Origin of the sequence: Lentzea rhizosphaerae (assembly GCF_042649515.1) — a bacterium.
Lineage (GTDB): Bacteria > Actinomycetota > Actinomycetes > Mycobacteriales > Pseudonocardiaceae > Lentzea > Lentzea aerocolonigenes.
The window spans coordinates 63,173-85,756 of record NZ_JBHRZI010000026.1 but is presented as its reverse complement, the minus strand read 5'-3'; the positions used below and the strand labels follow the sequence as shown (position 1 = coordinate 85,756).

General features: G+C 69.2%; 20 protein-coding genes and 1 pseudogene. 6 read left to right on the top strand and 15 right to left on the bottom strand.

The window, feature by feature from the left end; all coding sequences use genetic code 11:
* Positions 1–346: pseudogene (locus tag ACFOWZ_RS29930) on the bottom strand (hypothetical protein); the annotation flags it as partial.
* 479 nt (positions 347–825) lie between these two features.
* Between ACFOWZ_RS29930 and sph the strand changes: the two are divergent.
* Positions 826–1,749 (top strand): sphingomyelin phosphodiesterase, encoded by a 924-nt coding sequence (gene sph / locus ACFOWZ_RS29925; RefSeq protein ID WP_382377250.1) that lies wholly within the window; start codon positions 826–828, stop codon positions 1,747–1,749.
* Here the strand turns inward: sph and ACFOWZ_RS29920 are convergent.
* The 8 genes from ACFOWZ_RS29920 to kdpF form a co-directional block, all read right to left on the bottom strand.
* Complete coding sequence (locus tag ACFOWZ_RS29920) at positions 1,742–4,237, bottom strand: DUF6493 family protein (protein WP_382377249.1); 2,496 nt, start codon at positions 4,235–4,237, stop codon at positions 1,742–1,744. The genes sph and ACFOWZ_RS29920 overlap by 8 nt on opposite strands.
* Positions 4,234–5,514, bottom strand: coding sequence for an SWIM zinc finger family protein (locus ACFOWZ_RS29915; RefSeq protein ID WP_382377248.1), 1,281 nt, complete (start codon positions 5,512–5,514; stop codon positions 4,234–4,236). The genes ACFOWZ_RS29920 and ACFOWZ_RS29915 overlap by 4 nt, the downstream gene beginning before the upstream one ends.
* Before the next feature lie 44 nt (positions 5,515–5,558).
* Positions 5,559–6,869, bottom strand: coding sequence for a diaminopimelate decarboxylase (gene lysA / locus ACFOWZ_RS29910; RefSeq protein WP_382377247.1), 1,311 nt, complete (start codon positions 6,867–6,869; stop codon positions 5,559–5,561).
* A 119-nt stretch (positions 6,870–6,988) separates the two neighbouring features.
* A complete protein-coding gene (locus ACFOWZ_RS29905) occupies positions 6,989–7,666 on the bottom strand; it encodes a response regulator (protein ID WP_382377246.1) in 678 nt (225 codons plus the stop codon).
* Positions 7,663–8,193 carry a potassium-transporting ATPase subunit C gene (locus tag ACFOWZ_RS29900; RefSeq protein WP_382377245.1) on the bottom strand — a complete coding sequence of 177 codons (531 nt, stop codon included), beginning with the start codon at positions 8,191–8,193 and terminating at the stop codon, positions 7,663–7,665. The genes ACFOWZ_RS29905 and ACFOWZ_RS29900 overlap by 4 nt, the downstream gene beginning before the upstream one ends.
* A 1-nt stretch (position 8,194) precedes the next feature.
* Entirely contained in the window at positions 8,195–10,144 is a 1,950-nt protein-coding gene (kdpB, locus tag ACFOWZ_RS29895; RefSeq protein WP_382377244.1) for a potassium-transporting ATPase subunit KdpB, read from the bottom strand.
* Complete coding sequence (gene kdpA, locus ACFOWZ_RS29890) at positions 10,141–11,763, bottom strand: potassium-transporting ATPase subunit KdpA (RefSeq protein ID WP_382377243.1); 1,623 nt, start codon at positions 11,761–11,763, stop codon at positions 10,141–10,143. Before kdpA ends, kdpB begins: the two co-directional genes overlap by 4 nt.
* The gene (kdpF, locus tag ACFOWZ_RS29885) at positions 11,763–11,864 is read right to left on the bottom strand and encodes a K(+)-transporting ATPase subunit F (protein WP_030470601.1); all 102 of its coding nucleotides are present in this window, start codon (positions 11,862–11,864) and stop codon (positions 11,763–11,765) included. The genes kdpA and kdpF overlap by 1 nt, the downstream gene beginning before the upstream one ends.
* 272 nt (positions 11,865–12,136) lie before the next feature.
* On the opposite strand from kdpF, the gene ACFOWZ_RS29880 reads away from it, so the two are divergent.
* Together ACFOWZ_RS29880 and ACFOWZ_RS29875 are read left to right on the top strand one after the other, a co-directional pair.
* Positions 12,137–12,727 carry a uridine kinase gene (locus tag ACFOWZ_RS29880; RefSeq protein WP_382377242.1) on the top strand — a complete coding sequence of 197 codons (591 nt, stop codon included), beginning with the start codon at positions 12,137–12,139 and terminating at the stop codon, positions 12,725–12,727.
* 14 nt (positions 12,728–12,741) lie between these two features.
* A complete protein-coding gene (locus ACFOWZ_RS29875) occupies positions 12,742–12,897 on the top strand; it encodes a hypothetical protein (protein WP_382377241.1) in 156 nt (51 codons plus the stop codon).
* Between the two features lie 167 nt (positions 12,898–13,064).
* Here ACFOWZ_RS29875 and ACFOWZ_RS29870 read toward each other — a convergent pair whose 3' ends face one another.
* The 3 genes from ACFOWZ_RS29870 to ACFOWZ_RS29860 all read right to left on the bottom strand — a co-directional run bounded on the left by ACFOWZ_RS29870 (position 13,065) and on the right by ACFOWZ_RS29860 (position 17,186).
* On the bottom strand, positions 13,065–14,021 hold the full coding sequence (locus tag ACFOWZ_RS29870; RefSeq protein ID WP_382377240.1) for a zinc metalloprotease: 957 nt from the start codon (positions 14,019–14,021) through the stop codon (positions 13,065–13,067).
* A gap of 69 nt (positions 14,022–14,090) precedes the next feature.
* Positions 14,091–15,194, bottom strand: coding sequence for a winged helix DNA-binding domain-containing protein (locus ACFOWZ_RS29865; protein ID WP_382377239.1), 1,104 nt, complete (start codon positions 15,192–15,194; stop codon positions 14,091–14,093).
* Between the two features lie 15 nt (positions 15,195–15,209).
* Entirely contained in the window at positions 15,210–17,186 is a 1,977-nt protein-coding gene (locus ACFOWZ_RS29860) for an MMPL family transporter (RefSeq protein ID WP_382377238.1), read from the bottom strand.
* 55 nt (positions 17,187–17,241) lie between these two features.
* Between ACFOWZ_RS29860 and ACFOWZ_RS29855 the strand changes: the two genes are divergently transcribed.
* The gene (locus tag ACFOWZ_RS29855; RefSeq protein WP_382377236.1) at positions 17,242–17,739 is read left to right on the top strand and encodes a MarR family winged helix-turn-helix transcriptional regulator; all 498 of its coding nucleotides are present in this window, start codon (positions 17,242–17,244) and stop codon (positions 17,737–17,739) included.
* On the opposite strand, the gene ACFOWZ_RS29850 is transcribed toward ACFOWZ_RS29855, so the two are convergent.
* The 3 genes from ACFOWZ_RS29850 to ACFOWZ_RS29840 are packed head-to-tail and all read right to left on the bottom strand — an operon-like array spanning position 17,691 to position 21,123.
* Positions 17,691–18,272 carry a maleylpyruvate isomerase family mycothiol-dependent enzyme gene (locus ACFOWZ_RS29850; RefSeq protein ID WP_382377235.1) on the bottom strand — a complete coding sequence of 194 codons (582 nt, stop codon included), beginning with the start codon at positions 18,270–18,272 and terminating at the stop codon, positions 17,691–17,693. The genes ACFOWZ_RS29855 and ACFOWZ_RS29850 overlap by 49 nt on opposite strands.
* A 29-nt stretch (positions 18,273–18,301) precedes the next feature.
* Positions 18,302–20,539, bottom strand: coding sequence for a molybdopterin-dependent oxidoreductase (locus tag ACFOWZ_RS29845; protein WP_382377234.1), 2,238 nt, complete (start codon positions 20,537–20,539; stop codon positions 18,302–18,304).
* Between the two features lie 11 nt (positions 20,540–20,550).
* The gene (locus ACFOWZ_RS29840; protein WP_382377233.1) at positions 20,551–21,123 is read right to left on the bottom strand and encodes a TetR/AcrR family transcriptional regulator; all 573 of its coding nucleotides are present in this window, start codon (positions 21,121–21,123) and stop codon (positions 20,551–20,553) included.
* A gap of 76 nt (positions 21,124–21,199) precedes the next feature.
* On the opposite strand from ACFOWZ_RS29840, the gene ACFOWZ_RS29835 reads away from it, so the two are divergent.
* Together ACFOWZ_RS29835 and ACFOWZ_RS29830 are read left to right on the top strand one after the other, a co-directional pair.
* Positions 21,200–22,138: an RNA polymerase subunit sigma-70 gene (locus ACFOWZ_RS29835; RefSeq protein ID WP_382377232.1), complete on the top strand. Its 939-nt coding sequence runs from the start codon at positions 21,200–21,202 to the stop codon at positions 22,136–22,138.
* Positions 22,139–22,147: 9 nt separating this feature from the next.
* Positions 22,148–22,510 (top strand): VOC family protein, encoded by a 363-nt coding sequence (locus tag ACFOWZ_RS29830; protein WP_382377231.1) that lies wholly within the window; start codon positions 22,148–22,150, stop codon positions 22,508–22,510.
* Positions 22,511–22,584 lie beyond the last annotated feature (74 nt).

Genomic DNA, 22,584 nt, shown 5'->3' with positions numbered 1-22,584 from the left:
TCATCACCGCGGCCACCGCCGCCACGTGCTCGACCGACAACGCGCCCTCGGCCACCGCCTCTGCCGTGAGCGGAAGCACTGGGGCGAGTTCACTACCGGTCGGGGTGATCTCGCTGGTCAGCAACAAGGCAGTGTCGATCCACCGTGTGGCGACGTGCAGATCCCAGCGGACAACATGCCGCAACACCTGCGGCAGATTCCTGTACCCGAGCTCGCTCGCGGCCCCACGCCGATCCAACTCGGCAATCATCTGCAACGCCGCATTTTCACGGACCCGGATTTCCGTCACCTCGTCGACAAGACTGCGGAGCAGCTCGTCGGTGGAGAGGAGGCGGGTTTCGATCACGTGTTCTACTCTACCGCAAGATCACAACAAGATAACGGGAAATGTCGAACACAATCGAGTGAATCACCCAGCCGACCCCACCCCGGAACACGATGCCGAAGGCGAGCCGTACAGGGCTCTGCGAACGCAGGCAAGCGGTAATGAGGCGAGCCGAACAACCCACCGCAACCACGCACGAATGCGATTGGGGCTTGACTTTGGGAGCGAGGTGCTAGCCTTTTCGGATCGGGCGGGTGCGGAGCATCCGACCTTTTCCGCCCGACACAGCGCCTCGCAAGGGCCCCGAAGTCAAGCCCCAATCGCAATCGTCGCGAAGCGGCGATGACGCAACCAAAGCTCGTCATACGACCCACGCAACCACCAACACAAGGCGACCACACTGCCCGGCCGAGTTCGAAGACCCGGCACACCCGCGCTTGATCGATCCGACACGTTCAACCGGTTGTGAAGAATTCTCACGTCCTTCACCATCGGGCCTCATGCGCCTGATCACGCTCGCCGCCGCCGTCGCGCTCACGATCCCGGCCACACCCGCGGTCGCCGCCCCGGCCGCCCCGAAGATCGCCACCTACAACGTCTTCATGCTGTCGCGGAACCTCTACCCGAACTGGGGTCAGGTGGCGCGGGCCGACCTGATCGAGAGCACCGGTGTGCTGAACGGCCAGGACGTGGTCGTGCTGCAGGAGGCGTTCGACAACACCGCCTCCGACCGGTTGCTCGCCAACCTCCGCGACACCTACCCGCACCAGACGCCGGTCCTCGGCCGCAGCACGGCCGGGTGGGACGTCACGAGCGGGGCGTACAGCTCATCGACGCCCGAGGACGGCGGGGTCGCCGTGCTGAGCCGGTGGCCGATCACCACTCGGGTTCAGCACGTCTACCGGGACGCGTGTGGCGCGGACTGGTTCTCCAACAAGGGTTTCGCGTACGTGCGCATCGACGCGCCGTCCGGGCCGTTGCACGTGATCGGCACGCACATGCAGGCCGAGGACTCCTCCTGCACCAGCGCGCCGTCGGGGTACCGCACCAAGCAGCGCGCCGAGATCAAGGCGTTCCTGGCCGCCCGCAACATCCCTGCGTCCGAACCCGTCTACGTGGCCGGTGACATGAACGTCGTCAAGGCCGGCGACGAGTTCCCGCGGATGGTCGCCGACCTGGGCGCGGCGACGCCCGAGATCGGCGGGCACCCGTTCTCGTGGGACTGCGCGGACAACAGCGTGTGCCGTGACCAGTACGGGCCCGAGTACGCGTCCGAGCACCTCGACTACGTACTCAGCATTCAAGGACCGGTGCTGCGCAACGAGACGCGGCGGGTGAAGAGTCCTGAGTGGTCGATCTGGTCGTGGGGGCGCAAGTACACCTTCACGGACTTCTCCGACCACTACCCCGTGTTCGCTAGCTGAGGGCGGCCACCAGCCTCTTCGCCTGCACCACCGCCTTGCTGGAACCCTTGCGCGCCGCGACCTCCGCGAGTCCTTCCACGTCACCGCCCGGTTTGAGCTGCTGGGCCAGTTCGACGGCTAGCTCGATCACGTCCGCGACCCGGTTGTGGGTCCACAGCTTCGGAAGGAGAGCCACCAGGGCGTCCCAGATCTGCTCCAGCGCGCCTGACCGGGCGGCGTCGCGCAGGCCCGGCACCACCCGGTTCAGCGGGAGCTCGCCGCGGTGCACCAGGAGGCCGATGATCTCGCCCAGCGGCTTGCCTTCGAGCTGGGAGCGCGAGGCCAGGATCAGCAGGGCGTCGACGGCGTGGGCGCGGTTGACCGTGAGCTCGGCGCCGAGCCCGTAGGCGAGTGCCAGGTCCATGCCGATGCCGGTCGGGCCGTCCGCTTCAGCGAGCATCGGCAGCAACGGGCCGTCGCTGCCGCCCTTCGAGTAGAGCCGGTTCGCGAAGTGCGGCACGAGGCGTGCGGCCACGACGTCGCGGTGCGCGGGCAGGACAGCCGGCCACCACTCGATCAGCGGACCCCAGTCGCCGTACCCGTACCAGTGCTGCTCCGGATCGGGCAGGCCCGGCGTGACCGTGGCGAGCAGCCGTTTCTCGGTCACCGCCGGCCGGTAGTAGCCGTAGTCGGCGGTGGTGCGGATCTTCTCGGCCAGCGCGACCACCGGATCGGTCCGGTCGGCGAGCCACCTGCGGAGCAGCCGTCCCGTGTTGCCGGGCAACGACGCGAAAGCCTCGGGTGCGACGTCGCGAGGAAGGCGCTGGTAGGCCTGTTCGAGGTCGCGCGGCCACGGTTCCCAGCCCTCCGCGTCGGCCTTGGCGAGCCGTTCCAGCAACGTAGCGGCGTCGAGCAGGCCGGACGCCTCGGTCGGGGTCGAGACCAGGGCCGGGCGCGGCGAGTGCACCAGGCCGTTCCTGATCTCACGCAACCGCAGGGCGAGCTGGTCGCTGATCGAACCCGGCTGTGTCCGCTTGAGCTGCGTCAGCCACTTGCGGGTGGATTCCAGCAACGACGCGATGGACCCCGACCACGTCGCCGGTTCGGACACGGCGGCGATGATCGCGATCAGCTCGGACCAGGGATCGCTCTTCGAGTGCTCGTTGTAGTAGGAGTTGCGGTTCTGGATCCACGGGTGCTTGTCGTAGATCGGCCCGAACGCCTTGGCGACCGCGTCCCTGTCCTGCCAGGCGAACCGGACCACGGCCTCGATGATCCGTTCCGCGGTGACCGCCTCGACGTGCCCGGCGTTGCGGCCGAACAGCGCCCGCACCTCGCCGGTCAGCTCGTCGAGCGTGGCGATCGGTTCCGGCCACGGACGGGGTGTGAACGGGGCCAGTGCGACGGTTTCCTCCACGAGCGCCTGGCCACCGAGTTGCGCGGCGAGGTCCGCCGGCAGCTGCTCGGCCAATGCCAGAAGCTCGGCCCGAGTGGCCGCGCTGATCTTGGCCAGGTGTTTGGCGACGAGCTTGACCGCCTGACCTCGCAGGTCGTCCGACTCGTGCGCGAACAGTTCCGCGACGACGAGCACCACCTCGTCCGGCCTGGTCTTCGCGTGCTTGCCGAGCCAGGTGAGCTGGGCGCGGACGAGCTTCTTCTCGGTGCGCCCGAACACCCACCGGCTCGCGTCGCACAGCAGGTCGAAGTCGAGCCTGCCCGCCTCGTCCAACGACCTCAGCCGGTCCTGGGCCAGTGTCGCTACCGTCGAACGGGAGTCCGGCAGCATCGCGACGTAGTCCCGCGCGTGCTCGGCCACCTCGTCCTGCGTGACCTGCAGAACCTCGTGCAGCGCCAGGAAACCCTCCATCTCCTTGGCGCTGCCGCCTTGCTGGAGCCGCGCGAGGCAGCCGTCGAAGAGCACGGTGCGGTCGGCCCGGCCACGCAGGAAGGACGGCCATTCGCGGGTGTTCGCGAAGCTCACGCCGGCACCGACGACCTCGAGCAGACGGGGGATCAGCACGTCGAAACCCGGCCGCCAGCCGGTGTGGCCGCCGGCGTTCAGGAAGTGCAGCAGGAACCCGTCCGAGTCCGGCGCGTTCTCCCCGCAGAACTCCAGGATCACCCGCATCAGGTCGTACCGGCGCAGCTCCCTCGTCGGCATCTTCGCGGCGAGCCGCACGAGCAGCTCCGGCATCCACGCGAGGTCCCGCCGCCGCAGCACGTCGATCAGCTCAGCGATGCCGTTGTTCGGGAACTGCGGGTGCCACCAGATCTGATAGCGCAGCAGCCACGGCGCGAGCGTCGACGCGTTCTGCAACAACCCCGCGCCCGAGATGGCGAGCGTCGGCCCGTGGTGCCAGCTCCGGTCGCCCGCCCGGTGCTTCTTCTCGAACGCGATCAGGTCTTTGGCGAGCTCCTTGCGCTGCTCCGCAGTGAGTGCCTGGAGTGCTTCGGCGAGCGGCACGGGTTTGTCCGCCTCGATCAGCTCACGGATCTCGTCGAACGTCATGCCTTGCTCCTGACCATGTCCGCCGCCAGCACGTGCTTGCACTTCCCGCGCCCGCCCCGATATTCGGCCCACCACTGACACGTGCAGGCGTCGCCGTTCACCCGGTAGTCGCCGACCACCGCGGTGTCACCGTCCCAGCTGACGGCGTTCTGCTCGACGAGCGCCCTCGCGTTGCGCAGCCTGGGGTTCATCGCCTGGATGTCGGTGCCCTCGTACGGCAGCTCGCGGTGGAAGTAGGACGCTTCCGCGAGGTCGTAGCCCACACGTCCGGCCGTGCCGAGCTGTGCCAACGCGTCCTTGACCCGGCCGGCGGTGAGCCCCGACCGTTCGGCGAGGTCCGCGATGTCCACGCGGGGTTCGAAGTCGAGCAGTGCGCCGATCAGTTCGGCGTCGGTGTCGGCGTCCCCTGCGGCCAGGCCGTCGAGGACCGCGCCCTCACCGGACAGGCCGCGGCTGACCTCCGGGGAAAGCACGAGCGTCAGCCGTTGCGCGCCGAGGTCGACCTCCCAGCCGCTCGCGACCGGTTTGCCGTCGGCGGGCGGGCCGTACAACCTCACGGCTTTGGCGAAGCGCAGCAACGGGATGAGCGTTTCGAGACGGTTCGGACCGGCCAGGCACACGGCGTTGGCGGACGCGGTTCCGCTGAGCCGCAACGACTTCCCGGACGGCACCGCCCACACCGCGGCTCGTCCTTTGGGGAGCGTGCGCAGGAACCGCGTGGCGTCGGCGGGGTTCAGCTCGGCCTTCAGGTCGAAGCGCGAGGTGAGCACCTGGGTCTCGGCGAAGCCGCGCAGCCAGCGCGGCGGCAGCGGGACCTTCTTCTCGACGACCGCGCCGTCGAGCGTGCCGACCTCGACCTGGTCCGGCCCGACGGTCAGGTGCAGCGGATCGCCCTTGGTCACCCGTGCGAGGGCCCGGCGCAGCGGTTCGTTGACGTCGACGTTCGTGGTGCCGCGGTCGTGCACTTCGCCGTCGAGCGCGCCGCTGAGCACGTCGAGCCGCGCGTACACGCCGCAGCAGCCCGAGAACGACTCGAACCGCAGCCTGTCGCCGTTGCAGGTGACTACCGGGTCGCGCAGGCGTTCGGTGGTGGGCTGGAAGTAGCGGGTTCCCGCGATCTTCGCGATGGCGAGCAACGCCGTGGCGGCCTGCTGCGAGTCGGCGAGGAATCCGGTGAAGAAGCGCGGGTTCGGCGCGCGGCCGCCGGAGGTCTGCAGGCCCAGGGCGCGACGCGTCTCGTCCAGCCGGGAGTCGGCGACGTAGGCGTACGAGTGCATCGCGCCACTCTAGGGAACAGATGTTCGATCGTGGGGCGGAACGATCAAACGTACCGGCGCAGCAGGTCCTCCTCCGTCTCCCGCCGCACGACCTGCCGCGCCACGCCGTCGCGCACCGCGACGACCGGTGGCCTGCCGACCTGGTTGTAGTTCGACGCCAGCGCGTGGTGGTACGCCCCCGTCACCGGCACCGCGAGCAGGTCACCCGCGTGCACGTCGGCGGGCAGCGGCACGTCCTCGGCCAGCACGTCACCGGCCTCGCAGTGCCGCCCGACCACGGTCACGGGCTTTCGCGCGCCACCGCGACCGACCAGCCGCACCGCGTACTTCGCCCCGTACAACGCGGGACGCGGGTTGTCGCTCATGCCGCCGTCAACCGCCACGAAGGTCCGAACACCGCGCTTGACCGCGCAGACCCGGTACAGCGTGACGCCGGCGTTCGCGACGATGGACCGGCCGGGCTCGATCAGCAGCTTCGGCACCGGTACGCGGTGCAGCGCGCACTCGTAGTTCAGCGTTCCCCGCACCCGTTGCGCGAAGCCGAAGAGGTCGAACGACGACTCGCCGGCCAGGTACGGCGTGCAGAAGCCGCCACCGAGGTCGAGTTGCTCGACGCGCACGCCGCACGACGCGATCAGACCCACCATGCGCCGCACGGTCTCCTCGTAGGACGCCACGTGCCGGACCTGGGACCCGATGTGGCAGTGCAGGCCGGTGAGCCTGAGCGACGGCTGCTCGACGACCCGCAGGATCGCCTCGAGCGCGGCGCCGGAAGCCAGTGAGAAACCGAACTTCTGGTCCTCGACACCCGTCGTGATGGCCGCGTGGGTGCGGGCGTCCACGCCGGGCGTCACCCGGATCATGACCTCCTGGCCGTGCCGGGACAGGGCGCCGAGCTGGGCGATCTCGTCGAACGAGTCGACGACGATCCGCGACACCCCGTGCTGCAGTGCGGCTTTGAGGTCCTCGCCGGTCTTCACGTTGCCGTGCATGACGATTCGCTGCCCCGGAAAGCCCGCGGCTCGGGCCAGGGCCAGCTCACCGGCGGAGGACACGTCCAGCGACAGGCCTTCGGAGGCCATCCACCGGTAGACCTCCGGGCAGGGCAACGACTTGCCGGCGAACACCACCTCGGCCTCCGGCAGCGCACGCAGGAAAGCCTTGGCGCGGTTGCGCACCGTCGCCTCGTCCAGCACCTGGCACGGCGTGCCGAACCGGGCAGCGAGCCGCGTGGCGCCGACTCCACCGATGACGAGGTCCGACCCGGCCAGGTGAGTCCCGTCCGGCCACAGACCCTCCTCCAGCACCGGCTCGATGGAACATCCGGTGCTGGGCAACAACTCCGCGAGCGTCATGCGTCCAGCACACGCCTGACGGGAGCCCGTGCCCAGGTCCCGGACGAGACCCTGACACGGGCAACCCTCACCTTGACGCGATCCTGACGAGCGCCGTAACCCAGGTCACGGGTGCCGCGTCAGAGCTCCAGCCGGTACCCCATCCCGGGTTCGGTGATGAGGTGACGCGGATGGGCGGCGTCGTCCTCCAGCTTCCGCCGCAACTGCGCGAAGTACACCCGCAGGTACTGGGACTCGTTGACGTGCATAGGTCCCCACACCTCCTGCAGCAGCTGCTTCTGCGACACGAGACGCCCCGGATTGCGCGCGAGGACCTCCACCAGTCCCCACTCGGTCGGCGTCAGGTGGACCTCGCGGCCGTCTCGCTGCACCTTCTTCGCCGCCAGGTCCACGACGAACGACGACGTCTCGACCACGGGATCCCCTGCCTCACGCGCCAGACCCCGCCGCACGGCCGCGCGCAGCCTGGCCAGGAGCTCGTCCATCCCGAACGGCTTGGTGACGTAGTCGTCGGCACCCGCGTCCAGGGCCTCGACCTTGGCCGAGGAGTCCGTGCGCGCGGACAGCACGATGATCGGGATCGTCGACCAGCCGCGCAGGCCCGCGATCACCTCCACGCCGTCGATGTCGGGCAGGCCGAGGTCCAGCACGACCACGTCCGGCTTGCCCTCCACGGCGACGCCCAGGGCGGATTTGCCGTCGTAGGCCGTCATCACGTCGTAGCCCCGTGCGCTGAGGTTGATCCTCAACGCGCGCACGATCTGCGGTTCGTCGTCAACCACCAGTACGGAGGTCATCGGATTGCGCTATCTACGGCACGGTTCAGCGCGGTCACGTTGACGGTGGTCACGAAAGTGCCAGAGGTGTTGGCAGCGACCAGCTCGCGCACCTTCTCCACGGTGAGGCCGGACGCGCGGGCCACGCGGGGCACCTGCAACGCCGCGTAGTCCGGGCTGATGTCCGGGTCGAGGCCGGACGCCGACGCGGTCACCGCGTCCTGCGGCACGTCGATCTCCGGCACGCCCTCGCGTTGTGCCACGGCGGTGCGGCGTTCGGCGACGACCTTGTCGTAGTCGGTGTTCAGCTCGCTCTTGTTCGAGCCGCCGGACGCGGGCAGCGTCGCCGCGGACGGACGTGGCTGGAAGTACCGGTCGCCCTCGCGGACGACCGCCACCAGCGTCGTGTCCTGCGCCTCGGCGTTGGCGCGCAGGCCCGGCAGGCGGGACACGCCCCACACCGTCAGCGGGTAGAGCACGCCGAGGAGCACGGTGAGCGCGAGCAGGATCCGCAGACCCGCCCACGACTGCTTCAGAAAGTTGTCCATGTCAGCCGATCCCCGGGATGAGTCGCACGAGCAGGTCGATCAGCCAGATCCCGGCGAACGGCGTCACGACGCCGCCCAGGCCGTAGATCAGCAGGTTGCGCCGCAGCAACGCCGAGGCGCTGGACGGCCGGTATCGGACGCCCTTCAGAGCCAGCGGGATCAGCGCCACGATGATCACCGCGTTGAAGATCACCGCCGACAGGATCGCGGACTTCGGTGTCGCGAGGTGCATGATGTTCAGCTTGTCGAGCGCCGGGTAGATCGCCGCGAACATGGCCGGCAGGATCGCGAAGTACTTCGCCAGGTCGTTCGCCACGGAGAACGTCGTGAGCGCACCGCGGGTGATCAGCAGCTGCTTGCCGATCTCCACGATCTCGATGAGCTTGGTCGGGTCCGAGTCGAGGTCGACCATGTTGCCGGCCTCCTTCGCGGCCGAAGTGCCGGTGTTCATCGCGACGCCGACGTCCGCCTGGGCCAGCGCGGGCGCGTCGTTCGTGCCGTCACCGGTCATGGCGACGAGCCGGCCGCCCTCCTGCTCCTTGCGGATCAGGGCCATCTTGTCCTCGGGCTTCGCCTCGGCGAGGAAGTCGTCGACGCCCGCTTCCTCCGCGATGGCCTTGGCGGTCAACGGGTTGTCGCCGGTGACCATGACCGTGCGGATGCCCATCGCGCGCAGCTCGGCGAACCGTTCCTTCATGCCGGGCTTCACGACGTCCGAAAGCCGGATGACGCCGAGGACCGTGCCGTTCTCCGCTACGACGAGAGGTGTGCCGCCCTGCGCGCTGATGTCGTCCACGACCTCGCGGGCCGTGTCGCTGAGCTGGAACGCGGACGCCGCGCCCTTGCGGATGACGCGACCGTCGAGGTCGATGCCGGACATGCGGGTCTGCGCGGTGAACGGCACGAACTCGCCGGTCTTCTCGTGGTCGGACGCGGGTTGGCCGCCCGCGAGCTCCAGGATGCTGCGGCCTTCCGGGGTGTCGTCCGCCAGGCTCGCGAGCCGCGCGGCCGCCACCAGCGTCTCGTGGGACGCCGGGCCGAGCGGGATGAACTCGGTCGCGCGCCGGTTGCCCCACGTGATCGTGCCGGTCTTGTCGAGCAGCAACGTGTCGATGTCGCCGGCGGCCTCGACCGCCTTGCCCGAGGTCGCGAGCACGTTGCGCTGCACCAGCCTGTCCATGCCCGCGATGCCGATGGCGGACAGCAGCGCGCCGATCGTGGTGGGGATCAGGCAGACCAGCAGCGCGGTCAGCACGACGACCGACTGCTCGCCGCCGGAGTAGATCGCGAACGGCTGCAACGCCACCACAGCGAGCACGAAGATGATCGTCAACGTGGACAGCAGGATCGTCAACGCGATCTCGTTCGGCGTCTTCTGCCGTTGCGCGCCTTCGACCAACGCGATCATCCGGTCCACGAAGGACTCACCCGGTTTGGTCGTGATCCGCACGACGATCCGGTCGGACAGCACGGTCGTGCCGCCGGTGACCGCGCACCGGTCACCTCCGGACTCGCGGATCACGGGTGCGGACTCGCCGGTGATCGCGGACTCGTCGACGGTCGCGATGCCCTCGACGACGTCACCGTCACCGGGGATCACCTCACCCGCCTCCACGACGACCAGGTCGCCGACCTTCAGCTCGGTGCCTGCGACGACGTCACCGTTCAGCATCCTCGCGACGGCGTCCTTCTTGGTCCTGCGCAACGAGTCCGCCTGCGCCTTGCCGCGGCCTTCCGCGACGGCCTCCGCGAGGTTCCCGAAGAGCACGGTGAACCACAGCCACAGCGCCACGGCGACGGTGAACACGCTCGGGTCGGTCGCCGCGAACACGGTGACCAGCACCGAACCCACCCAGACGACGAACATGACCGGGCTGCGGAGCTGGTGGCGAGGGTGGAGCTTCCGCAACGCGTCCGGAACGGCGGCGGCGATGCCGGGTTTGGTGGTCACAGCAGTGCCTCCGCGATGGGACCGAGAGCGAGAGCGGGAACGAAGGTCAGCGCGGCGACCAGCACGATCGAGCCTGAGAGCAGCGTCGCGAACAGCGGCCCGGTCGTGGGCAGCGTGCCCGCCGTCACCGGCACCTTCTTCTGCGCCGCGAGGGAACCCGCCAGCGCCAGCACCGCGATGATCGGGACGAACCGGCCGAACAGCATGCACAGCCCCAGCGACGACTGGAACCAGTCGCTGGTCACCGTGATGCCGCCGAACGCACTGCCGTTGTTGTTCGACGCCGACGCGTACGCGTAGAGGATCTCCGACAGGCCGTGCGCTCCCGGGTTGTTCAACGCACTCGGCGTGCTCGGGAGGATCGCCGCGATACCCGCGCCGATCAGCAACACCGCCGGCATCGCGAGGATCGACACCGCGGCGGCCGTCACCTCCTTGCGTCCCAGCTTCTTGCCCAGGTACTCGGGCGTGCGGCCGACCATCAGCCCCGCCAGGAACATCGCGATGATCGCCATCACCAGGATGCTGTAGAGGCCTGTACCGACACCGCCCGGCGTCATCTCGCCGAACAGCATGTTCAGCAACGTGCCGCCGCCGCCGAGCCCGGTGTAGCTGTCGTGCCAGGAGTTCACCGCGCCGGTCGACGTGCCGGTGGTGGAGTTGGCGAAGAGCGCGCTGCCCGCGATGCCGAACCGGAGCTCCTTGCCCTCCAACGGCCTCAGGCCCGCGGCTTCGGCGCCCCAGATCACCGCCAGCATCGCGGCCCAGATGGTGCCCATGACACCGAGGAGGACGTAACCCTGCTTCCGCTCGCCCACGAGCTGCCCGAACGTGCGGGTCAGCGCAACAGGGACCACCAGCAGCAGGAAGATCTCGAACAGGTTCGACCACTCGTTCGGGTTCTCGAACGGGTGCGCCGAGTTCGCGTTGAGCACACCGCCGCCGTTGGTGCCGAGCTCCTTGATGGCTTCCTGGCTGGCGACCGGGGCGTTCGCGACGACCTGACCGTCGACGTCCACACCGGACCTGAGCGACATCGTGACACCCATGACGATCAGCACGAGGGCCGCGACGAACGCGATCGGCAGCAGGATCCTCACGGTGCCGCGGGTGAGGTCGACCCAGAAGTTGCCGAGCCTGTCGGTCCGGTGCCGGACGAACCCGCGGACCAGCGCGACCGCCACCGCCAGTCCCACCGCCGCCGACACGAAGTTCTGCACGGTCAGCCCGATCATCTGGACCGTGTGGCCCATCACGGTCTCCGGCACGTACGACTGCCAGTTCGTGTTGGTGACGAAGCTGACGGCGGTGTTGAACGCCATGCCCGGCCCGACGTCACCGCGGCCGAAGTCGAAGGGCAGCAACGACTGGACTCGCTGGATCACGTACAGGAACACGATTCCAGCGAACGAGAAACCCAGCACGCCGTACGCGTAAGTGCTCCACTTCTGCTCGGCGTCGGGGTCGATCCGCGCGAACCGGTAGATCGCGCGTTCCAGCTTCGAGTGGCTCCTGGCCGTGAAGACCCTGGCCATGTGGTCGCCGAGGGGGCGGTACGCGACCGCGAGGGCCGCGACGAGAACGCCGACCTGAACCAGGCCGGCCACGAGAGGTGACATCAGAACTTCTCCGGCCTGACGAGCGCGACGAACAGGTAGACGATCAGCAGCAACGCGATCACGCCCGCGACGGCGTTCGCGACGACACCCGTGCCGCTCACAACTTCTCCAGTCCGCGCACCGTCAGGCCCAGCACGACGAAACACCCGATCAGCAGCAACGCGTAGGCCAGGTCGGCCATGACGCCGCTCCCTTCAACGACAAGGCTTCTTGTTGACGCTCGGAAGCGTGCATCAGGAAACCCCTGACCAGGCGATGCCTGACAACGTCCTTACGGCGTCAGGCCCGGCGTTTACGCGTTCTTGAGGCCGGGGAGACGTGGGTCTCATCCGATGGGGCCAGCGCGGGTGACGGTGTGTGAGATCGTCGATCGGTGACGGTGCTGAAGGAGGTCGCCGCGCTGCTCCCCGCGAAGGGCCTGGTCGCGGTCGACGGGGTGGACGGCGCGGGCAAGACGACGTTCTGCGACGAGCTCGCCTCGGTGTTGCGGGCGCAGGGCCGTGCCGTGGTGCGCGCGTCGGTGGACGACTTCCACCACCCGCGCGCTCGTCGCTGGCAGCGAGGCCGGATGTCGCCGGAGGGGTTCTTCCTGGACAGCTTCGACTACGAGCGGTTCACCGACTACCTGCTCACGCCGTTCGCGGCCGGGCGGCCGTTCCGGCGCGCGAGCCACGACCTGGCCACCGACGAGTACGTGGACGCCGAGGCCGAGGTCGCGCCACCGTCCGCGCTCCTGCTGGTGGACGGGATCTTCCTGCACCGCGACGAACTCGTGGACCACTGGGACTTCTCGGTGTTCCTGTCCGTCGACTTCGCGGTGTCGGTGGGGCGCATGGCGTTGCGCGACGGCAGTCCGCCCGACCCGGACGACCCGCGCAACCGCCGGTACGTCGAAGGGCAGCGGCTGTACTTCGCCACCTGCGATCCGGCCCGTCGTGCCGACCTGGTGATCGACCACAACTGAAGTACGGTGTCGGCGTGACCGAGCCGGCGAAGAAGACCGTCCAACTGCCCCAGTGCCCGCAGTGCGAGTCCGACGACCTGCGGCCCTACGGCAACGGTTCCAAGTGGATCTGCCCGAGTTGCCGGTTCCTGGCGCCGTGCTGCGAGCCGGACACCGCCTGCAACTGGTAGTGCCTGATCGCCGAATCCCTTGCCCTGCACGCGGAACTCGGCCCCGTGACCCCGGACGCCTCCAGCGGGAGCTGGACCGCGCCCGCAGAATCGCCGCGCAGGTCTGAAGATTTCCGCGCACACGAAAGGGGCACCACCCGAAAGCGGTGCCCCCTCGTCACGTCAGATCACTTGCCGCTGCGGTACGCCGTCCAGGCGCTCTGCATGCGGTTGTTCTGGCCGTTGGTGAACTGGTTGTAGCAGGAGTCGTACGAGTAATCCATGTAGTTGTGGATCGGGTCGAGACCCGCCAGACGGCAGGAGTCGCGGCCTTCCGGGCACCCCGAGGTGGAGCTCTTCTGCGCCGGCGTGTCGGCAACCTCGTCGTTGGTCGAGGTGCAGCCGCCCTGGAAGGTGTGCCAGAGGCCCATCCAGTGACCGGTCTCGTGCGTGAGCGTCTTGCCCAGGTTGAAGTTCGTCGCCGAACCGCCCGGAACGCTCGTGTACTTGATGACCACGCCGTCCATCTTCGGGTCACCCGCGTACCAGCTCGGGAACGTCGCGAACCCGAGGTTGCTGGTGTCGGTCGACCACACGTTGAGCGTCGAGGCCGTGCCCACGCGCGTGGCCGTCTTCATCGCCCGTTCCGTCGACGCGGTGTCCACGCCGGTGAACCAGGTGTTGTTCGACCAGCGCTTGGTCTCCTGCAGCACGAACTTGAACCCGGTGTTGGCGGCCGTGCCCTGGAGCTCGGCGCCGGCGAAGCCCTGGTTCAGGACCTCGATCTGCTTGGCGATGGTGGCGTCGGAGATCGCTCCGACCCCGCCCGTGCCGGTGACGACGTGGAACACGACGGGGATCGTGCCACCCACCGCCGCCGCGGAGAGATCGGCGCGGTTGAGCGCCTTCTCCGCGATCTTCTTGCGCAGGTCGGCGTTCATCCGAGCCGCCTCGGCGTCGCTGACCTCGTTGCGCTCCTGGCCGTGGCTGCCGGGCAGCGCACGGGCCGTGGCGTGCTCGTCCGCGCACATGACCGAGTCACCGGACGCGGTCGCGGCGGGAGAGCCACCGAGCAGGGTGATCGCGCCCGCTGCGAGCAGGCCGGCCGTGAGGGCGGCGTGGACGCGCTTTTTCGTTTGGAACATTGAGCTTTCCTCCATGCAGGGTGGAGGAATAGTGACTCACGCATAGGTCCTTTGTGGATCTTGACGTATTCACAGAATACGAACGTCGTGGGCCGGAAGGCCGCTCCACCACCGTGCGTAACGCTTGTAGACCTGCGGTTCGCGGTCGCCGAGGAGCTTGCGGAGCTCGGCCGCCTCCTGCGCCAGCCCGTCCCAGTCGTCGTCCCTCAACGCGTGAAAAGCCGTCGCTTCAACGCTTCCGTCCTCGGTCGTACGCCAGACCCCTGCCACGTGGCCGTCGACGAGCAGCGTCGGCAGGGTGTCGCCGTTGTTGCGGATGACTACTTTGCGGTACTGCTCGGGGATGATGCGGCTGCGGTCGGCGTAGGCGAGCAACGTGCTGTCCCACATGGCCATCAGCCGTGGCGGTGCCGGGGTGTCTTCGTCCGGGATTGTCCGATTTGGAACGTCGTGGTGGTCGCCGTCCTTCACCACGTCGACCAGCTCCAGCGCCTCCCGGATGGCACCGCGCGGCAACATGCAGAACTGGTTCATGTCGAGCACGGTCGCGGGCCCGAACCCCGTCAGGTAGCGGCGCAGCAGCTCGGCCAGGCACTCCAGCTGTTCCCGCGGCTCGGTCGTGACGGACTGGTAGGCCGGTCGCAGCCCGAACGACCACGGCCCGCCGGTCGGAGCGTGCACGAGCCCGGCGTAGGTGCGCAGCGCCCACCAGACGCCGGGCTGCCCGACGTCGCCGACGTGCGAGTGCAGCAGTTCCTCGACCTCCGCCTTCTGGCGGGGTGTCCGCGCGAACTCCAGCAGGTGCTCCAGCAACGCGTCGGCCTGCTCGACCGTGATGTCCATGCCCTTGAACCGCTTGTCGTACAGCCGGGAGGCGCGCAACGCGGGCAGCATCGCGTGGTGGAACACCTCCCGGTCGGCCGCCGTGACGGCGTGCAGGGTGAGCCGCATCAGCGACGCCTTGCGGACCACCCCGCTGGTGAACGCCTCGTCCAGGTCCGCGGGGTCGAAGCCCTCGATCCGGTTCCACAGCGCGATGTACGGTGACGCCGGCTCCTGCGCCTGGATCGCCACGATCCTGTCCACGGCGGTCACGACGTCGACCGGTTCACGCCGCAGCAGCATCTGCCGGTCGAGCGTGGCGCGGTTGAGCTGACGTGCCGTGAAAGTCATGCCCGCGATCCTGGCTCACCGCAGCTTCGACGGCCACCAGATTCGCCCGCCGATGTCCACCGACAACGCCGGCACGAGCAACGACCGCACCAGCAACGTGTCGAGCAGGACACCGAACGCCACGATGAACGCGATCTGCGTGAGGAACAGGATCGGCAGCACGGCGAGCGCGGCGAACGTCGCCGCCAGCACCACACCGGCCGATGTGATCACGCCGCCGGTCAGGCTGAGACCGCGCAGGGTCCCCTCGACCGTGCCTAGTCGCTGCGTCTCCTCGCGGACCCTGGTCATCAGGAAGATGTTGTAGTCGATGCCCAGTGCCACCAGGAACACGAACCCGAACAGCGGCACCACCGGGTCGGAGCCGGGGAAGTCGAAGACGTGGTTGAACACCAGCGCCGAGACGCCCATCGTGGCCGCGAACGACAGCACGACCGTCGCGATCAGCAGCAACGGCGCGAGCAACGACCGCAGCAGCAGCGCCAGCACCAGGAAGATCACGACCAGCACGATCGGGATGATGAGCAACCGGTCGTGCTCGGACGTCGCCCTGGTGTCGAGCAACGTCGCAGTCTGCCCACCGACCTTCGCATCGTCGATCCCGTGCACCGCCGCACGAATGCGCTCAACCGTCGCGACCGCCGCGTCCGAGTCAGGCGCGTCCTTCAGCGTGGCTTCGACGCGGACCAGGCCTTCCGCGGTGCCGCTGGGCCTGACGTCGGCCACGCCGTCCACCTTGGACTTCTCCAGCACCTCGGCGGTCCTGCCCTCGGGCGCGATGATCACGGTCGGTGAGCCGGTGCCGCCGGGGAAGTGCCTCGACAGGACCTCCTGCCCCGCAACGGACTCGACCTCGGTCAGGAACACGTCGGACTGGGCGGTGCCGGACGCCTTGAGCTGCGGCAGGAACGCCGCGCCGGCGAGCAGCACCAGCGCCGTGACGATCCAGATCGTCCGCGGCCTGCGGCGCACCAGCCCGGCCACGCGTCCCCAGAGGCCGGTCGTCTCCGGGTGCGGCGAGCCGAGCTTCGGGGAGAACGGCCAGAACGCGCCGCGTCCGATCAGCGCGAGCGTCGCGGGCAGGAACGTCATCGTGGTCAGCAACGCCGCGCCGATGCCGATGGCCGCGACCGGCCCGAGCCCCTTGTTGGAGTCGAGGTCGCTGAACAGCAGGCACAGCACGCCGAGGATCACCGTCCCCGCCGACGCCGCGATGGGCTCGACAGTGCCGCGCCAGGCCGTGCGGATCGCCGTGTACTTGTCCTCGGTGTCACGCAGTTCCTCGCGGAACCTCGACACGAGCAACAACGCGTAGTCCGTCGCCGCGCCGAACACGAGGATCGAGAGAATGCCCTGACTCTGGCCGTTGAGCGCCAGCACGTCGTTCTTGGCGAGCAGGTACACGACGAAACTGGCCAGTCCGAGCGCGAACACCGCCGACACGAGCACGACGACCGGCAACAGCGGACTGCGGTAGACCACGAGCAGGATCAACGCGACCACCGCGCCCGCGACGATCAGCAGCAACCCGTCGATCCCGCCGAACGCTTCGACGAGGTCGGCGACCTGCGCGGCAGGCCCGGTGACCAGCACCGTCAGCCCCGCCGGAGCGCCACGCGCGCCGTCGCGCAGCTGCACGACCGAGTCGCGGACCTCCTTCGCGGGGTCGAGCAGCACGACGATCTGGGCGGCGTCCTTGTCGTTGGGCGCGGGGATCACCGGCGACGCCTGGAAGCCCTTGCCTCGGTCGGCGAGGAACTTCCTGTCCTCTTCGGTCAGTCCGCCGGACCGTTCGACCACGACGATCGCCGGGATCGCGTTGGTGCGCTGGAACTTCTTCTGCAGCTCCGCGACCTGCGTGGACTCGGCGGAGTTCGGCAGGAACGCACTGCTGTCGTTCTCCGAGACCTCCGACAGCTTGCCCGCGTACGGCCCGGTGAAGCCGCCCAGCGCAAGCCAGACCACGAGCAGGACCCCGGCGAGGACTCGCATCAGTCATTCCTTCGATCGTCGAACGTTTCGATGGTCGAAACAGTATGCTGACACGGTGAGCGACGCAAGTGACTACGACCTGAGCATGCTGGTGCGCGCGTTGGTCATGGAGTCCAACCGTTTTCTGGAGATCTTCAGCGCGGCGCACGAGCTGCACACCACCGACATGACAGCCCTGAACCTGATCATGACGGCCCGCTCCCCCATGACCCCCGGCGCGCTCGCGAAGGCGCTCAACCTCAGCGCCTCCGCGACGACGTCCGTGCTGGACCGGCTGGCCAGAGCCGGTCACGTGGTCCGCGAACGCGACCCCGACGACCGCCGCCGCGTCGAGCTGCGGGTCCTCGCCGACGCGCAGGCGCTCGCCGCGACGTTCTTCCAGCCGCTGGCCCGCGAGTACTCCCAGGCGTGGGAACGGCTCAGCCCCGCCGACCGCGAGGTCGTGGCGAGCTTCCTGAGCACCACCACCGAGGCGACGGCACGGGTGCGCGACGAGATGATCGGTCAGCCCACCGGCAAACGGCGTCCGCAGACGAGCAGCAGCAACTCCTGAGCGGGCCGCCGCACCGGCTCGCCCTCGCCGAACGTCCAGTCGAGGTCCGTCGCCTCCAGCCGCTTGCCGTCGAGGTCGGCACCGAAGTACTTGACGTGACGCCGGCTCACGCCGCCGAGGACGATCCTGAGTCGCTCTGCCGGCACCTCGCGGTCGATGCCGAGCGCGACCGTGATGTCCAGGCCGTGGATGACGTCGTGCGACAGCGCCCCGGCCAGGCCGCCGCCCGGTGGCGTCCAGGGGTGGTCGATGTTGGCCTTGAGGGCGTTGAGGAGGTGGCCGGTCGGCAGGGTGGCGTCCTTGCGGGCCATGCGGTTGGACGCGTGGTTGAACCTGCCGCCCGACTTCAGCATCTCCAGCAGCACGCGGGCGCCCGAGCTGCGGAACGGCAGCGTCGTGTGCGCGATGACGTGCTTCACGGTCCAGCCCTCGCACAGGCTGGGCGCGTCCCACTGCTCCTCGGTGAGGCCGCTCAGGAGTTCCGCCTGGTCACGCCGTTCCGCCGCCACCGCGGCCATGATGTCTTCTGTCATGCCCTACTTACGGACCGGCGCGGCGAAACTCATCGGTCCGGTCCGAGCGGTTCGAGCCTGGCCGGCACGTGCTTGTGCCAGGGAGTTCCCGCCCACTCGTCGCGGTCCTCCGCGGCCGTCAGCTCGTTCGGGGCGACGCCCGTGCGTTCCCCCACCGTGAGCCCGAGGCCGTTGGGAAGCGAGATGTGGCCGGGGCGCATGGTGTCCGTGGCGTCCACCGACACCTCCGCGCTGCCGCGACGGGTCGTGAGCCTGACCCTGTCGCCCGTCGTGACACCCAGCCGCGTCGCGTCGGTGACGCTCATGCGCAGACGGCCGTCCGGGTCGCGCCGCCGCCAGCTGGGGTCGCGCATGATGGTGTTGGCCGTGAACGCGCGCCGCTCTCCCGCCGACAGCACGAACGGCCAGTCCAGGTCCTGCCCCGGAACCGGCCTGTCCCGCAGTGCGGCGACCGCGGTCAGCAGTTCCGGCACGTCCAAATTGATCCGGGTTTTGGGAAGGCGCTGCCACGACGCGTCGTACTCGTCGTCGGTGATGTGCACGCCGTGCGGGCCGTTGACGATCGCCTCGAAGAGCCGTTCGCCCGCCGTGATTCCGGAGCCGTAGCCCGCCTTCTCGACGCCGGCCGGGTTCTTGCGGGCGCACTCGTGCGCGGCCATCCACAGCACGGCGGCCGCTGACGCGTCGTGCGGCAGCGTCGGCCCGAGGGTGCGGTACAGCAGCACGGACGCGAACCGCCGCTTCGCCGGGTCCGCGAGCACCGCGAGGAACGCCTGGGCGAACTCGGCGCGTCCCGCCGCCGCAGCGGCACGCAACGGCGCATAGTCGTCCTCGGTGAGCGCACCCGACGCCTCGACGAGCCGGGCGTGGATCTCCGGTTCGGGCAGCACGCCGTCCGGCGCGGCCACGACGGGGTGCCGCAGGTGGAAGATGTTGCGAGGGAAGTCGAAGTTGAAGAACGTGGCCTCGAACTTCTCGAACTGCGTCGGCGCGGGCAGCACGTAGTCGGCCAGGCGTGCGGTCTCGGTCATGGCGACGTCGATGACGACCACGAGCTCCAGCGCGGCGAGCGCCTCCCGCATGCGCGCCGAGTCGGCCAGGGAGTGCGCGGGGTTCGCGCTCTCGACCAGCATCGCCCGGTAGCGGGCAGGGTGGTCGGTGAGGATCTCCTCGGCGATCACGTTGCACGGCACGAGACCGCTGATGATCCGTGCGCCCGCGACCGGGCTGCGCGGGCCCTCGCCGTCGGCGTACCCGCGGTCGCGGCCGATCGGCACCAGGCTGGAGGGCACGTACTGGGTGCCCGGCTTGCCGAAGTTGCCGGTGAGCAGCCAGACGAGTTTCTCCACGTAGCTGACGAGCGTGGAGTCGCGGTTCATCTGGACGCCGAGGTCCTCGAACACCGCCACGGACCCGGCGGCGGCGATCCGGGCGGCGACGGCCCGCACCAGCGTTTCCTCGACGTCGGCGACGGCGCAGTAGTCGGTGACCGGAACCTCGCGCAGGACGGCGGTGACGGCGTCGAGGCCGTCCGCGTGCTCGGCGAGCCAGTCCGCGGCGATCAGGTCCTCCTGCACGAGCACCGCGGCCAGCGCGGTGAGCAGGTAGAGGTCGGTACCGGGCCGGACCTGGAGGTGGAAGTCGGCCAGCTCCGCCGTCTCGGTCCGCACCGGGTCGATCACGATCATCGACCTGGCCGGGTCCTTGGCGATGTCCTTGAGCACCGAGCGGGCGCGCGGGAAGCCGTGCGACTGGTAGGGGTTCTTGCCGACGAACAGCGCGACCTCGCAGTGCTCGAAGTCCGCGCGGGTCATGCTGCCGAGCACGCGGGCGTTGACCCAGAACTCGCCGGTCTTCTCCTGCGCGAGCGCGGACGAGCGGTAGCGGGCACCGAAGGCCGCCAACGTGGCGGGCGAGTAGGCGCCACCGAGGTGGTTCCCTTGACCGCCGCCACCGTAGTAGAAGATCGTTTCCCCGCCGAAGGTGTCGCGGACCTCGCCCAGACGTGCCGCGATCTCGCTGATCGCGGTGTCCCAGTCGATCTCCTCGAAGCCGCCGTCGGGCCGCCGCCGCAGCGGACGGGTGATCCGGCCGGTGTTGCCGTTCTGGTGCAGGTCGAGACGCAGCGCCTTGTTGCAGGTGTAGCCGGCCGACGCGGGGTGGAGCTTGTCGCCGCGGATCTTGTCGAACGACCGGCCGTCGTCACCGACGAGGATCTCGATCCCGCAGTTGCACTCGCAGAGGATGCAGGCGCTGGGTTTCCACATGGGCCAGGCTCCTAGTCTCGTCGCTCCAGCAGGGGCGCGATCTCGGTCAACACGTCGTCCAGCGGGCCCAGGTCGCGGTGCGCGCGGCACAGGATGATCGCGCCCTCGATCGCCGACACGACCAGCGTCGCCAGCCGCTGGGCGCGTGGTGCCGCGAAACCGCTCTCCTCGAACGCCCCGGCCAGGCCTGCCTGCCACTGGGCGAAGATGTCCCGCACCACGTCACCGGCGTCGGGGACGAGGTCGCGGCTGTCCATCGCCACCGCGGCGACGGGGCAGCCCGCCCGGAAGTCGGTCTTGGTCAGCGCCCGCTTCCAGAAGGCGACGAGGCGGTCCACCATCTGCCGCGCGCCGCCTTCCGCCTCCGCCGACTCGCGGACCATCGTGGCGATGTAGTCCCCTGCCTGGCGGATCGCGCCCAGGACCATCTCGTTCCGGCCGCCGGGGAAGTGGTGGTACACGGACCCGCGCGGCGCACCGCTGTGCGCCAGCACCGCGTCGACCGTGACACCGGCCGCGCCGCGTTCCCGCAGCAGCAGCACAGCGCTGTCCAGCATCCGCTGCTTGGTGCCGCGCCTGCTCATCACACCTCCTCCCGGACTCTGGAGTATGGCAGAGACCATAGTCGCTGGTCGACAGCTGTCCGCGTAGGGTCGGATCGTGATCGAGACGCTGGAGCCGTTCCGAGTCGAGCTGACCGGGTACTGCTACCGCATGCTCGGCTCCGGCTTCGAGGCCGAAGACGCCGTGCAGGAGACGCTCGTGCGCGCGTGGAAGGCCTACGACAGCTACGACTCGTCGCGCGCGTCGCTGCGCACCTGGCTGTACCGCATCGCCACCAACATCTGCATCGACATGCAGCGCAGCGCCCAGCGGCGCGCGTTGGCCATCGACCTGGGGCCGTCCGGCGGCGAGATCGGCGCGCCCCTGTCCGAGCGCGTCTTCGTGCAGCCCGTGCCCGACGCGAAGGTGCTGCCCGAGGACCAGGCGATTCGGCGCGAGACGATCCGGTTGGCGTTCGTGGCCGCGTTGCAGCACCTGCCGGCCCGTCAGCGCGCCGTGCTTCTTTTGCGCGACGTGCTGGCCTGGCCGGCTGCCGAGGTCGCGACCCTGCTGGACATCTCGGTCGCGTCGGCGAACAGCGCACTGCAACGGGCGCGGGCGACGTTGCGGACCGTCGACCCCGGCGAGCCGCTGAACCCTTCCGACCCCGTGCAAAAGTCGTTGCTGAGCCGCTACTGCGAGGCGTTCGACCGCCACGACATGCGCACTCTCGTGGCGCTGCTGCACGAGGACGCCACGACGTCGATGCCTCCGTTCGGCTGGTGGCTGCGGGGCCGCGGCCCGATCTCGGTGGTGCTGAACGCCCCCGACTCGCCGTGCGCCGGCGCGTGGCTGGTGCCGGTCCGGGCCAACGCGTCGCCCGCGTACTGGCAGATGCGGCCCGGCATGGACCGGCCGTTCGGGCTGGTGTTCCTCGACGTGCGCGGCGGGCTGGTCACGGGGGTCACGACGTTCCTGAACGTCGAGGAGCTGCTGCCGATGTTCGGAGCACCGATCAGTTCTGGACGGCCGGGTCGTATCTCTGTGGACGACTAGGAGGAGTCCATGGCGATCCAGCCCATCATCGTGACCCCGGACCTCGAGCGGGTGCAGGCGTTCTACGAGCAGGTCCTCGGCGCGACCGAGGTGTCGCGGTACCCGGACGACGGCCCGGTGTTCTTCAAGATGCTCAAAGTCGGCGACGGGGAGCTCGGGCTCGTCGCCGAGGACCCCGGCGAGCCCGGGCAGCCGCGGATCGTGCTGAGCATCGGGGTGCCGGACGTCGACGCGTTGCTGCCGCTGGTCGAACCAGCGGGTGGGCGCGTACGGGGACCGTCGAACGACATGCCGTGGGGACAACGCGTTGCGCACGTGTTCGACCCCGACGGAAACCCCGTGAACCTGACCCAGGAGCTCTGCGGAGACTGAACGGTCAGGGTTCGTCTCGGCGTGTCGCCAGCGTGTCCCCCCTTGTTGTTTGGCGCGAAAAGCACGTTCGGGCC

Excerpts from the sequence above, each read along its gene's own strand:
- sph (WP_382377250.1), top strand. The coding sequence starts at position 826 with ATGCGCCTGATCACGCTCGCCGCCGCCGTCGCGCTCACGATCCCGGCC.
- ACFOWZ_RS29920 (WP_382377249.1), bottom strand. The coding sequence starts at position 4,237 with ATGACGTTCGACGAGATCCGTGAGCTGATCGAGGCGGACAAACCCGTG.
- ACFOWZ_RS29915 (WP_382377248.1), bottom strand. The coding sequence starts at position 5,514 with ATGCACTCGTACGCCTACGTCGCCGACTCCCGGCTGGACGAGACGCGT.
- lysA (WP_382377247.1), bottom strand. The coding sequence starts at position 6,869 with ATGACGCTCGCGGAGTTGTTGCCCAGCACCGGATGTTCCATCGAGCCG.
- ACFOWZ_RS29905 (WP_382377246.1), bottom strand. The coding sequence starts at position 7,666 with ATGACCTCCGTACTGGTGGTTGACGACGAACCGCAGATCGTGCGCGCG.
- ACFOWZ_RS29900 (WP_382377245.1), bottom strand. The coding sequence starts at position 8,193 with ATGGACAACTTTCTGAAGCAGTCGTGGGCGGGTCTGCGGATCCTGCTC.
- kdpA (WP_382377243.1), bottom strand. The coding sequence starts at position 11,763 with ATGTCACCTCTCGTGGCCGGCCTGGTTCAGGTCGGCGTTCTCGTCGCG.
- ACFOWZ_RS29870 (WP_382377240.1), bottom strand. The coding sequence starts at position 14,021 with ATGTTCCAAACGAAAAAGCGCGTCCACGCCGCCCTCACGGCCGGCCTG.
- ACFOWZ_RS29865 (WP_382377239.1), bottom strand. The coding sequence starts at position 15,194 with ATGACTTTCACGGCACGTCAGCTCAACCGCGCCACGCTCGACCGGCAG.
- ACFOWZ_RS29860 (WP_382377238.1), bottom strand. The coding sequence starts at position 17,186 with ATGCGAGTCCTCGCCGGGGTCCTGCTCGTGGTCTGGCTTGCGCTGGGC.
- ACFOWZ_RS29850 (WP_382377235.1), bottom strand. The coding sequence starts at position 18,272 with ATGACAGAAGACATCATGGCCGCGGTGGCGGCGGAACGGCGTGACCAG.
- ACFOWZ_RS29845 (WP_382377234.1), bottom strand. The coding sequence starts at position 20,539 with ATGTGGAAACCCAGCGCCTGCATCCTCTGCGAGTGCAACTGCGGGATC.
- ACFOWZ_RS29840 (WP_382377233.1), bottom strand. The coding sequence starts at position 21,123 with ATGAGCAGGCGCGGCACCAAGCAGCGGATGCTGGACAGCGCTGTGCTG.
- ACFOWZ_RS29830 (WP_382377231.1), top strand. The coding sequence starts at position 22,148 with ATGGCGATCCAGCCCATCATCGTGACCCCGGACCTCGAGCGGGTGCAG.